The following is an 11,698-nucleotide window of genomic DNA, read 5'->3' on the forward strand; positions in this document are numbered from 1 at the left end:
AGCGGCGAGCCGGTCCCTGGCCTCCTCAGGGATACGAACGTTCGCGTCAGGCATCTCCAGACTCCTCTCCTCTCCCCCAGGGTACGGGTACGTACCCGTAGTCGTGTCGTCCCCGTACAGTCAAAGCGTCGCCGACGACCGGCTCCCCTCCCCTGAAGGCTCACACGGCGCTGGAGCCCCGCGAGGCGAGAGGATCACTCAAGGCACGCCGTCCTCAGCCGCCTGACGCAGCGCCTCCCCGCACGTGGGTGCCGTCCCGGCGAGCGTTCGGCGAGGATGACCAGCGCGTGGCGCACTTCCTTCCGGCGAAGGCGAAGGCCACCACCAGCGTCAAGGTCATCGGCAGTATGACCGTCACGACGGGCCGTGAGTACACGCCCGACATCAGCAAGAACAAGTTCAGCAAGGACAAGTACGGTCACCTGCAGGACGGTTCGTGGGGCTACAAGATCACCTGGGCGCGGTACTGCTCGAATGCCGCGGAACTCGCCCGGAACCGCTGGTACCACCGGCTTGCCGCCCTCGATCGGGCCGCACTCGGAGAACCCCGGCCACCGCCGCGCCTCCGCGAACCGCGCCTCCAAGTGCCTCTTCGAGGTTCCATCTCCGGGATATCCGTCCGGCACTCGCCCACCTACCGGGCTTCCGCGCCGCCGACGCCCTCGCCGTGTTGTGGACGGCGGGGGGGCTACGGCCGTCGGCGGTGGGGCGGGCCGATGAGCCGGGGGTCGCGGCGATCAGGCAGGTGCTGAGGGCAACGGGAGCGGTCCACGGGCAGGCGGTACACGCGCGTGTGCGGCGCAGCGTGCGGCGACCGCGACCCGCCCGACGCAGCCGCCAGTGGCCGGGGGACGCGGTTCAAACGTTCGGGCGACCGACCGGTAATCGGGTTGAACCCGTGCTGGTGGGCGGAGAGACTTGCGCGGTGATCTCGAAGCTGTCCCCCCGCAATCTGACCTGGGAAGAGGTGGATCCCGCCCGTCATCCGTTCGACGGAGAATCGGCGGCGCAGGTGGTGAGATCGCTCAGGCCGGCCGGGCGGGTGCCCCGACGCCCCGACGTACCGCCGGGTGACCGGGCCCTGCACGAGTGGAGCTGGGACGAGGCCAGACCCTGGTCCGACGCCATGACGTACGCCCTGGCCGAGCACTACGGCCCCTGGGTCGCAGGCTGGCGGTGGGCGCACGACGAAGGGGACTTCGACGGGGGGCCGGTCGGCAGCTGGTGCTGCCCCCAGCACTCGGTCACCACCCCGGCCGAGACCCTCGATCGCGTGACCGCGGCGCTGCGCGAGTGGCGCGCGTGGCTGGAGAGCCTGGCCACACGATTCGAGGCCTACCCGCTGGACCTGGCCGACATCGACGACCAGCGGATCTTGTGGGACCGCACCGCCCACAACCTGATCCTGCACGTCACCGACCGCACCGGCTGCGGCAGCGCCTGGTACGGGCACTGCCATCAGGTACTCAGCTGGTTCCTCACCCGCTGGGGCGTCGCGGCCGACGACGCCGAGTTCCTGGTGGACCGGGCGATCGGCGGCCGGTTCAAGAGCTGGACCGGCCCCGACCCGGTACTGGTCGAGGACATCGCCGAGCGGCTCGCGGCCTCCGTGCGGCCGCACGCGGACGCCCGGGCCGCCGAGTCGCCGCTGCCCGACCACCTGGAGCGCTGGCTCGCGGTGCGGGAAGCCGTGCCGTGGCAGGAGGCCCAGAACAGCACCGGTGACGGACCGGTGACGCCGTCCCGCGACGGAGCGGCGGAGGAGATCCGCACCTTCGACGCAATCCTGGACCCCGCCCGCGGACAGGGTCTGCTCGCCGCCCTGGAGCTGATGCGGGCCGACGCCGCGCGCGGCGCCCGGCTCGACTTCGACCTGATCCAGGGCTGGCAGCGACACGTCCTGGGTACGCCCGGGCCACCACCGTTGCGCACCCTGGCCGCCTTCGCCAAGGGGGGCCGGGAACGGTACGGCATCGGCCCGGACACCCAGGCCCGCCTCGACGCCTGCCTGGCCGAGAGCGCAAAGGACACCGCCCGGCCCCTCCCGCTGACCGCCCGGGCCGCACGCGCGTTCCTCGACGTCTGTTTCTTCCACCCCTTCGACGACGGCAACGGCCGCTCCGCCCTCCTCACCCTCCTCTTCGTCCTGGCCCGCGAGGGTGTCGCGCTCGATTGCGTGCGACTGCTGCGCCGTGTCTCCTTCCAGGCCGACGAGCCGCAGGACGCGCTGACCCTCGCCCGCTACGTCGACCTCCACCTGCGCGAGACCCGGCGAAGGACCACCGACCCGGCCGCCTGAACGGCCCGCGGCCGCGTCCCGCTCCGACCGGTGACCCCAGCCGCTACGTCCCACCCGGCCCGGCGACCCGCGCTCGGCGGGCGTCGATCCGAGGTCGTCGATCCGATACGGCGCGCAAGGCTCCTTGCGGTGACACGATCGATGTTATGAACACCAATACGGACTGGGCCTACCGGGTGTTCGAGCCGCACGGCTCCGAGGGCTGGCTCCCGTACGGCAGCGACCCCGAACAATGGCACGGCGTGATAACCGCCGCCGACACGGACGAGGGCGCCAAGCACGCCATCAGCCGCATCGTCGCCGACCTCATGACCGAGTGGGAGAGGACCGGCCTCCACCACGCGATGCACGTGCGTGTCTTCCTCTGGCACGACGAGGCGGGCGAGACGGACGATGCGGACTTCGTCGTGGAGGTCCGGCCCCGCTCGGACTTCGACGCACCATGACGGATCAGGACGCTCGGCAGCCGAAATCCACGCCGCTGTCGCCGCAACACGCGCCTCCTCGGGGAGGAGCGCGGACTACCCTCGATGAGGGCCGCAAGCAGTTACGGCACTCAGATCGCCGACGTGAAGGACGGGTCACCGGTTCCGTTGCCCTGTGCAGAACCCGGTCTCGGCGCCGATGTGGCCCTTGCGCGGCGCAAACTCGTCCACCCCGAGCACCCGGGGTGTGACCCTCTCGGGGCCTTTCAGGCGGCGGATCAGCCGTAACAGGGTCGAGCGGCTCACCTTGGCGGCCAGCACCTGGCCCAGATGGGAACCGGCCCGGCCGGCCGCCATCACCGCCACCCGGTCCAGCACCGCCTGCATCCCGGCGCCACGCCTGCCATGCCGGAACGTCAGTCCGTCGACCTGCTCCGCGAACGTCGCCTGCGCGCAGTCCTGTTGAGCGCAGCGGAACCGCCGGACCCGTAAGTCGATCAGCGCCGGACACCCGCGGAACGCGCTGTCGGCAAGCCGGCGGACGTACCGGCTGTGCACCCGGACCGACGCCGTTCCGCACACTGGACACGCAACCCGTTCCGCGGCCGTCCGGGCCCGCACGACCACCAACTCGTCGTCGAACACGACGCATCAGCCACGGCCGTTCATGATCGCGGCAGGGACCGGGCGCTGATGTCCGGCCTGGCAGCGGCGCCGGCCGGGGCTGGGGGAGGTTGTCCGTTATCAGTCCGAGGGTGAACTCGAACCGGTCGTGTCCGGTGCCAGAGGTGAGCTCAGCGGCGTAACGCCGGGTCTGCGGAAACATGTCGGCCGGCAGCGCGGTGAACCGGCGGATCAGCTCCTCGCGGCCAAGGACCGATTCCAGTAACGCTCCCTGACATCCATGACTACGTGCGCTGGGCCATGCTCCTCCCGCCGAACGGCTCTCTCGGCACCTTGACGGCGCAGGAGGCCGCACTGTCCAGGATGAAAGGCTGGCACCCGGAGCTGCAGGCGCTCATCGAACAGGCCTACCCGGACACCAGCACCCTGCTGTCCATCGGGGTGGTCGAGCCAGGTGAGCGCTGGGCACCCGGTCCGGTCACGCTGCTCGGTGACGCCATCCACGCCACCTCTCCGACCGGCGGCAACGGCGCGAACACCGCCCTGCGCGATGCCGACCTGCTGGGCCGCTGCCTGATCGAGGCCACCGAGGGCCGTCAAGATCTTTTCACCGCAGTCGACAGCTACGAGCGGCAGATGTTCGAGTACGGGGGCGAGGCCGTGCGCCACAGCCTCGCTGCGCCGAGCACGTGCGCCGACTGGGCCGGTCGGGTGAATCACGGGCCCGCCATGCGTCCGTTCGCAGCAGTCGGGCAGGCATACGAGCACGGGTTCCCGCGAGGAAGGGATTGCGCTGTGCGTCGTGCTCTGATCGTCGTCGATGTGCAGAAGGACTTCTGCGAGGGCGGCAGCGTCCCGGTGAAGGGCGGCGCCGACCGGGCCCGCGCCATCGCCGAGATGGTCCAACGCTCCGCCGGCAGCAAGTACGCGCACATCGTCGCCACCCGCGACCACCACATCGATCCCGGCGCCCACTTCTCCGACCACCCGGACTACCAGAACTCCTTCCCCGTGCACTGCGTGGCCGGGAGCGAGGGCAGCACCTTCCACCCGCACTTCGCGCAGACCGCCGCCTCCGGTGCCGTCGACGAGGTCTTCTACAAGGGTGCGCACTCCGCTTCGAAGAGCGGCTTCGAGGGCTCGGCCGAGGACGGCACGTCCCTGGCCGTATGGCTTCGCGCGCGCAGCGTCGGCGCCGTCGACGTCGTCGGCATCGCCACCGACCACTGCGTGAAGGCCACCGCGCTGGACGGTGCGAAAGCCGGCTTCGCCGTACGGGTTCTGCTCAACTACACCGCTGGTGTCGCCACCGACACCACGGACCACGCCATCGAGGAGCTACGCCAGGCCGGCGTCACACTCACCGGCAAACCCGTCGTCCTCGACGGCTGACCTCTGCGGGTCTCCCGGGGGGAGGGTCGCTCAGGGTTCTGCGACACCGTGTGGCATCGGAACGGCGGCGCAGCCTGGCCACGGACGCCGGGCCTTTTAGCGCCTGGCGCCGCCGGAATTCGCCAGTTCTACCTCGTTACCGCGCCGTCGACGGGGGTGTGACCGGGACCTATTGGAGTCGGCTCGACGGGCTGGCCGGCATTCGATCGCGCTTGGCACGGGTCTGGGCCGGCAGCGGCAGCGCCCAGGAGTAGAGCTCTGGGTCGAAGGCGTGCAGGCGCTTGACGAGCCTGCCCGTCGACCAGGGCCAGCAGAAGGTGTTGATGCCCGGGAGGCCGAAGTAGTAGCCGGTGCCGCCGGCAGCGTTGTAGACGGTGTTGCGCAGTGCCTTGTGCAGGGCCTGCTGGTGGGCTGCTTCCGCCTCGGGCTTGACATCCAGTGCGGTCGCTCCGCTGGTGCGCAGGTGGTTGAGGGCGGTGGTGATGTAGCGGAGTTGGGCTTCGAGGACGGTGGGGACGGCGGTGGTGCCGGTGAGGAGATTCGGGCCGATGAGCAGGAAGAGGTTGGGGTATCCGCTGACGCTGGTGCCGAGGTAGGCACGGCGGTTGTCGGCCCAGGCCTGGGCCAATGAGCCGTCGGTGCCGTGCAGATGGGGGGCCAGGGGGATGTCGCCGATGTGGTATCCGGTCGCGAGGACGATGATGTCGGCGTGGGTGCGGGTGCCGTCGGCGCCGATGACGTCGGAGCCCTCCACGGTGGTCACGCGGGTGGGGTGCAGCCGCACGTTGGGCCGGGTGAGGGCGGGGTAGTAGGTGGCCGAGGTGATCAGACGGCGGCCGCCGAGGCGGTAGTCAGGAGTAAGGGCCCGGCGCAGGGCTCGATCCCGTACCGACGTACGCAGGTGGAGGCGGGCCAGGGACTCCAAGGGCCGCAGCAGGTGGGGGTGACGCAGGGGTACGCCGATGGCTTCCTGGGTCCAGTGGTGCAGTCCGCGTAGTGCACGGCGTGTTGCCGGGTGGTGTTCGAAGAAGCGGTGGAGACCCGGAGGGAGAGGGTAGTCGGGTTTCGGGAGTACCCACTGTGGTGTGCTCTGGAAGACGTCGACATGAGCCGCCTTCGGCTGGATCTCGGGCAGGAACTGGACGGTGGACGCTCCGGTGCCCACCACTGCGACGCGCCGTCCGGTCAGGTCGACTTCGTGGTTCCACCGGGCGGAGTGGAAGGCGGTGCCGGGGAAGGTGCTGAGGCCGGGGATGTCGGGATGGCGGGGGCGATGCCAGGGGCCGGTGGCGACGATCACGGCGCGGGCGGTGTATGTGCCCGTTGTGGTCTGTAGGTTCCAGCGGTGCGCTCCCGGCTGCCAGCGGATGCTCAGCACCTCGGTGCCGTAGCGGATCGACTTGTCCACGCCGTGCGTTGCCGCGGTGGTGTCGAGGTAGTCGAGGATCTCGGACCGGTCGGCGAAGCCCCGGCTCCACGAGTGAGGTGCGAAGGAGTATTCGTAGAGGACCGACGGTACGTCGCAGCCGCATCCGGGATAGGTGTTGTCGCGCCAAGTCCCGCCGAGGCGATGGGACTTCTCCAGCACAACGACGTTGTCGAAGCCGGCCCGGCGCAGCGCGATCACGGCGGCCACGCCGGAGAGGCCGGCCCCGATGACGACGACTTCCGCTTCATGGCGATGGTTGTCCATACTGGCGTCGGCCATCGGTCCCCCGTCTGGCTCGTGAGCGTCCCGGCGCTGATGCCGAACCGCTCCAACTGTTTACCCAGAGCGACCGATCGTAGTGTTATCCGTGATCGTTCATGGTGATACGACCGCTGGATACCTCATATGAGTGATCTTGCCGGGTGGGCTGAATTCGGTGCGATTGCCTGTGTTTGGCTGCCGGCCATGACGATGAGGGACGAACTGCCCACGTCTCGTGGTCGACACGCCGCCGTTGACGAGCCGGGACGGCATCTGCCCTACCCCAGTGGCTGGTTCTGCCTGGCGCGGTCACGAGAACTGGCCCCCGGCAGTGTCCTGACCCGCCGCTTCATGGACGAGGACGTCGTTCTTTACCGCACCCGCGACGGCCGGCCCCGCGCAGTGCATCCCTACTGCCCACACCTGGGTGCTCATCTCGGGGCGGGCGGCACCGTGCATGGCCAGAACCTGGTGTGCCCCTTCCACCGCTTCGCCTTCGCCCCCGACGGCACCTGCGTCGGCACGCCCGACGGCCCGCCACCGCGCGCCCGCCTGCAGCACCACACCATCAGCGAGCACAACGGCTTCCTCTTCGCCTGGTACGAACCGGACGGCGCTCCACCCGGCTGGGAAGTCCCCGGCACCGCCCAGGCCGGGGTCGTTCCGACGGCAGCCTGGAGCACGGAAGTGCACACCTACGCCCAGGAGATCATCGAGAACGCCCTCGACTACCGGCATCTGCCCGTCCTGCACCACGTGGCCATGCAGGAACTCGACCCGCCGGCGACCCAAGGCCCGCTCCTGCGCATGCGTCTGCGACTCGGGCCGGACCGGCCTCCCGCCCTCAAACAGAAGATCCAGGCCGACCACACGTTCCTCATGGCGGGGCTGGGATATCTCCGGGTCGAACTCCCGCTGCCCTCGCTCGGACTCGTCAGCTACCTGTGGGCCATGCACACACCGACCGGCCCCCGGCGCACCCGCATGCTGGTCGCGGCGGCTTGTGCGGACATCCACAAGCAGGACGCCGCTGAAGCGTCGCTCCCACGACGTGGCCTGCACCGGGCCTTCGCCCGCGCGATGCTGCGCACCGCGGTCGGCAAGGTCCATCAGGACCTGAGGATCTGGAACACCAAACGCTACGAGCCGCAGCCCCGCCTCGCGGCGAGCGACGAAGCCATCGGCCTGTTCCGCCACTGGGCCCGCCAGTTCTACCCGGCACCCTCCAGGCCCTGAACCTGCGCGCCCCCGCCTGTCTGTGCGCCCCGGCCTCGGCGATTGGGAAGGGCTGGCGTGACTCTGACGGGGATCTTGGAGTTTCCCGGTGCAGCGACATGACCGACGGGCGTGATCGGGTCTGTTCCGCAGGCCGATGCAGCTGTTGGGGTGTGCGTTGTCCCTCCGGTCCCGTTCCGGTGAGCAAGTCCCGTCTCTGACCGCGCAGATCGCGCGAGCGAGCAACCCGGACGGTACGACGGCGATGTGGGTGCGGGACCGGCTGGACGGGCTGTGGGACGACGAGGACTTCGCCGGCTGCTACCCGCGCGACGGCCGTCCGGGTCTGTCGCCCGCCCAGCTGGCCACCGTCCGCGTGCTGCAGTTCGTGCTGGGGCTGTCGGACCGCCAGGCGGCGGAAGCGGTTCGCTGCCGCATCGATTTCAAGTACGCCCTGGCGATGGAGCTGGACGATCCCGGTTTCCACCACAGTGTGCTCGCCGACTTCCGTGAGCGCCTCACTCGGGACCGCCGCGCCGACCGTCTTCTCGATCTGGCGCTCCCCCGCCTGAAGGAGGCCGGACTCGTACGCGAGCGCACCACGCAGCGCACCGACTCCACCCACGTCCTGGCCGCGGTACGCGACCTGACCCGGCTGGAACCGGTCACCGAGGCGGTTCGTGCCGCGCTGGAAGAAGTCGCCCGCACGGCCGGGCACCTGCTGGTCGGCCCGGTCGACGAGGACTGGGGGCGTCGCTGCGGCCGTCCGGTCCGTCTGGGCAAGAACCCCACCCGGCCCAAGACCAGGATCCTTGCCGCCGACGACGACGCCTGCCGACTGCTGGAACTCCTCCACCAGCACGGAAGCGGCTACCGGCCCGGCCCGCAAGCCGAGGCCCTGCGGCAGATCATCGCGCAGAACTACTACCGCGACGCGGCAGGCCGCCTGCGCCGGCGCACCGCCGACGACGGTGGGCCGCCGTCCTCCTCCTCGGCAATTGCAGCCCCTGCGGCGTGGTTGCTGCCTGCGAGAGACAGCAACCAGCTGTCCAACACCGCCCGCATTGGCTTCTATGCCGAGCGGCTCAGGATCACTTGGTGCGGTAGACGGCGCTCTCCCAGTCGACGCCGTACGAGCACTCGGCCTTGGCATAGCCATAGCGCCAGGCACTGGTGTTCCGCTGTCCGTCTACGCAGGTGATCGTGATTTGCACGTAGACGCCGGGGCACTTCGCGTGGGCTCGGCCAGCGCCGCCGGGTCCGGCGTTGTCGAACCATGTGCTGCAATTGGCGGCGGCCACCGTGGGGGTCACAGCGACAACAGCGGTTCCGGTTCCGGAGGTGGGTGCGGCAGTCGCGGAAGGCGCGGCAACGAAGAGGCTGGTGGCGAGGCCAGCCGCGGCGGCCCCGAAAGCAAGCAGCGTGCGTGCTTTCACGTGCGGTCCTTTCTCCTGGGCTCACATACTCATTGCTCTCCCAGCGTGGTCTGAGCACCGGAGGGAATTTAGCGACTTCACCCCAGACATCCGAAAAGCGGGGCTATATCATCTTAAACGGGCCACCACCCCGCCGAGGGTCACGTGTGGGCAGTGCGGCGCTGCACCTGGCTTTGCGCTTCCCGATGACCCCGGGGCGACTTCACCACCGGGCCGCCCCCTGCGACTTTTCGAGTTAGGTGACACTTGGTCGACCTAACGGCCACTCAGGGTGAGAGCGCCTGTGGTGGCGGCATGTGCGGACATGCCAGTCCCGCCCGCCACCAACTGCCGCCCCAAGGCTTCCGATTGGACACGGTCGGCGGAGCCGTTTCGTCCGCCCCAGCCATTGCGCACACTGGAGCCCTCGCCACCACAGAACGGGATATTCATGAAGCGTTCGACGCTGTTCCGAAGCATGGTGGCCGCAGTCGCGCTGGCCGGGTTCGCGGTCGCCGGGCTCGGGTTCACGCACGACCACGGACCGGGCGACGTCACCGGCGGCCTGGCCCAGCCAGCCGCAGTGCACGGACCGGGCGACTTCAGCGGCGGCTGACCGCTGCAACGCAGAAGGCCTCGCCGCCCGACCTGGGCAGCCGAGCTCGCGACGCAGAGGATCCGGCGAAGCCGCACCGCTGCCATCCGCCAGACGATCAAGACTGCCAACTCCCGCCCACGACCAGCGCAAGCACCCCGACCGCGCGTCACACCAGCCCCTGACCAGCACGTTCGAGGATGGCGAAGGCTCAGAGACAGGTTCTCAGCGCCGCGGGGGTGCAGCTGGCAGAAGGGCCGCAACCGCGCGGAGGGTTGCCTGAAGAGATTCATGGACCGTCACGTCCGGGCGCACGTGCCGCAGTTGTTCCACCACGTCCAGGCTGCGCGGGTAGTGGGGGTGTACGCCGACCGCGAGGCGGGTGCCACGGGCGGCATGGGCTCCCAGCTCGTACAGGGCGATGGGCTGGACGGCGCCCGAGCAGAACCAGAACAGGATGACGTCGGCGATGCGCAGGTGCTCGTACTCCCAGCCCAGGCGCGGGCGGTGCGGCTGACGCCCCAACCGCGCTCGCGAGTCGGGCCGGAGAAGGCGTACCCGGGCAGGGAGGGCGCGACGACGTGAAAGGCGTAGATCGAGCGCGTGGAGAACTCCAGCGCAGGGCATGAGGGCGATCTCCCTCCTCACGCTTACCTCTGCGACGAAATAAGGGAGTTCGGCAGGAATGGCCGGGTAGCCGGAGCGCATTGCTGCTGGGCCGTTCCTGCGCACGCATTGCCACCTTTAGCACCGGATCCCCGGTTAGCGAAGCAGGAGATCCTCCGGATCATTGTCCTTCTATCGCCGCTCGTTCAGCCCGCGGAAGGGCGCCCTCGTGTCCAAGTTGGGCCCGGTCCGTGTCGGCTGCTGTCCGCTTGGTCCGGGCCTGTCGGTGGGGGATGGCACACTCACCGGCATGAAGACGATTGAAGCGATCGAAGCGGTTTTGAAGGCGAACGATCCGGAGGGGGAGCCCGGGTACCTGGGCGAGTTCACGCTGGCCGGGCGGCTGTTGAGCCGCGGGGAGATTGCGGTGTGCGGGCTCGACGGCGGGGACTTCTTCACGTTCGACGACGTCGCCGACGGGCTGCACGAGGTGTATCTGGCGTTCGACTGGGACGACGAGCGAGGCGCGGCCGTCTCCGCGGTCGCGCTGGTCGCCGGCGGTGCCACCCCGGAGGCGTTGATAGGTGCGAGCTGGGAGGAGGTGTCGGACGACGTCAACCAGCTGAGCGAGGATGCGTCCGCGATCTACTCCAGCACCCCGGACAACCTGGTCATCGGCGGGGCTCTTCAACGGACCGCCGGGTTTGCCGGGGGCGAGGACCCCGTGGCCCAGGCCGTGGCCGAGTTCGAGGCGCAGCAGGACGCCGGCTCCCGGACCCCGGTGCTCGATGTCGTTGTCGACCCGGCGAGCGGCGCGAATGCCCTGGTCTTCCCCACCTGCGACTTCACGTCGAACAGCATCCTGGTCGGTCGGGACGAGAGTGGTACGGGCATCGGGATCTTCTGGTCCAACTTCGACGGGTGATGTTCGGCGGGGTGTTGGGGCAGGCATTCGAACCGTGGTGTTCAAGAAGAGCGACCTCTCCACGGCGTAGGGTCTGCTGCACGATCGGGTGACATCTCGTCACCCAAACCTGCAGCAGATCCCTTGTCTTGTCTTGTCGCTTGTCGGCTCGCAGGTCAGACGTGGTTTTCGTTCCCACGGTAGGCACGGACGTGTCCTTGTCCTGCGGGCGACAAGCGACAAGACAAGCGGGCGCCGGCGGAGCGGGTTGGGACGATCAAGAGATGGCCGAAACGAGCAGTGCGGGCGGCGGCTCCTTCCGGCGCGAGACCGAGCGGGTCGTCGACGAAATCGCCCAGGAGCTCCGCTCCTCGGACGACGGGGCAGCCCGGTTCTCCAGCCTCTCCCCGGCACGCCGGCAGGAGGTGTGCTGCGGGACGTCGCCGGCTACGCGATGCAAGCGCAGATCACGGCAGCGGACGGCCGCGCGGGGGTGACGCGGTCCGGGGTGAAGCCCACGGCCAACCTCTCAG

At 69.5% G+C, this 11,698-nt stretch carries 11 protein-coding genes and 1 pseudogene; 9 read left to right on the plus strand and 3 right to left on the minus strand.

Annotation, left to right across the window (positions count from 1 at the left end; all coding sequences use genetic code 11):
* Positions 1-925 precede the first annotated feature (925 nt).
* Both BIV23_RS38565 and BIV23_RS38570 read left to right on the plus strand, forming a co-directional pair.
* On the plus strand, positions 926-2,299 hold the full coding sequence (locus BIV23_RS38565) for a Fic family protein (protein WP_071385662.1): 1,374 nt from the start codon (positions 926-928) through the stop codon (positions 2,297-2,299).
* A 146-nt stretch (positions 2,300-2,445) separates the two neighbouring features.
* Positions 2,446-2,745: a hypothetical protein gene (locus BIV23_RS38570; RefSeq protein ID WP_071385663.1), complete on the plus strand. Its 300-nt coding sequence runs from the start codon at positions 2,446-2,448 to the stop codon at positions 2,743-2,745.
* 135 nt (positions 2,746-2,880) lie between these two features.
* Here the strand turns inward: BIV23_RS38570 and BIV23_RS38575 are convergent, their stop codons facing one another.
* The gene (locus BIV23_RS38575) at positions 2,881-3,369 is read right to left on the minus strand and encodes a transposase family protein (RefSeq protein ID WP_079173673.1); all 489 of its coding nucleotides are present in this window, start codon (positions 3,367-3,369) and stop codon (positions 2,881-2,883) included.
* Positions 3,370-3,711: 342 nt separating this feature from the next.
* On the opposite strand from BIV23_RS38575, the pseudogene BIV23_RS52720 reads away from it, so the two are divergent.
* Both BIV23_RS52720 and BIV23_RS38580 read left to right on the plus strand, forming a co-directional pair.
* Positions 3,712-3,972, plus strand: a pseudogene (locus BIV23_RS52720) (FAD-dependent oxidoreductase); the annotation flags it as partial.
* A 171-nt stretch (positions 3,973-4,143) separates the two neighbouring features.
* On the plus strand, positions 4,144-4,740 hold the full coding sequence (locus tag BIV23_RS38580) for an isochorismatase family protein (protein WP_071385745.1): 597 nt from the start codon (positions 4,144-4,146) through the stop codon (positions 4,738-4,740).
* Positions 4,741-4,909: 169 nt separating this feature from the next.
* Here the strand turns inward: BIV23_RS38580 and BIV23_RS38585 are convergent, their stop codons facing one another.
* The gene (locus BIV23_RS38585) at positions 4,910-6,448 is read right to left on the minus strand and encodes a flavin-containing monooxygenase (RefSeq protein ID WP_071385664.1); all 1,539 of its coding nucleotides are present in this window, start codon (positions 6,446-6,448) and stop codon (positions 4,910-4,912) included.
* A gap of 186 nt (positions 6,449-6,634) precedes the next feature.
* Here BIV23_RS38585 and BIV23_RS38590 point away from each other — a divergent pair, with 186 nt between their 5' ends.
* The 3 genes from BIV23_RS38590 to BIV23_RS50855 all read left to right on the plus strand — a co-directional run bounded on the left by BIV23_RS38590 (position 6,635) and on the right by BIV23_RS50855 (position 9,676).
* Positions 6,635-7,666: an aromatic ring-hydroxylating oxygenase subunit alpha gene (locus BIV23_RS38590; RefSeq protein WP_177240194.1), complete on the plus strand. Its 1,032-nt coding sequence runs from the start codon at positions 6,635-6,637 to the stop codon at positions 7,664-7,666.
* Between the two features lie 157 nt (positions 7,667-7,823).
* Complete coding sequence (locus tag BIV23_RS38595; protein ID WP_245790846.1) at positions 7,824-8,846, plus strand: transposase; 1,023 nt, start codon at positions 7,824-7,826, stop codon at positions 8,844-8,846.
* A 692-nt stretch (positions 8,847-9,538) separates the two neighbouring features.
* Entirely contained in the window at positions 9,539-9,676 is a 138-nt protein-coding gene (locus BIV23_RS50855) for a hypothetical protein (protein ID WP_177240195.1), read from the plus strand.
* 204 nt (positions 9,677-9,880) lie between these two features.
* On the opposite strand, the gene BIV23_RS50860 is transcribed toward BIV23_RS50855, so the two are convergent.
* The gene (locus BIV23_RS50860; protein ID WP_177240196.1) at positions 9,881-10,180 is read right to left on the minus strand and encodes a nucleoside 2-deoxyribosyltransferase domain-containing protein; all 300 of its coding nucleotides are present in this window, start codon (positions 10,178-10,180) and stop codon (positions 9,881-9,883) included.
* 391 nt (positions 10,181-10,571) lie between these two features.
* Between BIV23_RS50860 and BIV23_RS38605 the strand changes: the two genes are divergently transcribed.
* Positions 10,572-11,186 (plus strand): hypothetical protein, encoded by a 615-nt coding sequence (locus BIV23_RS38605; protein ID WP_143079205.1) that lies wholly within the window; start codon positions 10,572-10,574, stop codon positions 11,184-11,186.
* Between the two features lie 263 nt (positions 11,187-11,449).
* Positions 11,450-11,662, plus strand: coding sequence for a hypothetical protein (locus BIV23_RS49945; RefSeq protein WP_143079206.1), 213 nt, complete (start codon positions 11,450-11,452; stop codon positions 11,660-11,662).
* The last annotated feature ends 36 nt before the right edge of the window (positions 11,663-11,698 follow it).

It is taken from the genome of Streptomyces monashensis, from assembly GCF_001866665.1.
Classification (GTDB): domain Bacteria; phylum Actinomycetota; class Actinomycetes; order Streptomycetales; family Streptomycetaceae; genus Streptomyces; species Streptomyces monashensis.

Bases quoted from the DNA above. Each gene is read 5' to 3' on its own strand.
- BIV23_RS38570 (WP_071385663.1), top strand. From the start codon at position 2,446: ATGAACACCAATACGGACTGGGCCTACCGGGTGTTCGAGCCGCACGGC.
- BIV23_RS38585 (WP_071385664.1), bottom strand. From the start codon at position 6,448: ATGGCCGACGCCAGTATGGACAACCATCGCCATGAAGCGGAAGTCGTC.
- BIV23_RS38590 (WP_177240194.1), top strand. From the start codon at position 6,635: ATGACGATGAGGGACGAACTGCCCACGTCTCGTGGTCGACACGCCGCC.
- BIV23_RS50855 (WP_177240195.1), top strand. From the start codon at position 9,539: ATGGTGGCCGCAGTCGCGCTGGCCGGGTTCGCGGTCGCCGGGCTCGGG.
- BIV23_RS38605 (WP_143079205.1), top strand. From the start codon at position 10,572: ATGAAGACGATTGAAGCGATCGAAGCGGTTTTGAAGGCGAACGATCCG.
- BIV23_RS49945 (WP_143079206.1), top strand. From the start codon at position 11,450: ATGGCCGAAACGAGCAGTGCGGGCGGCGGCTCCTTCCGGCGCGAGACC.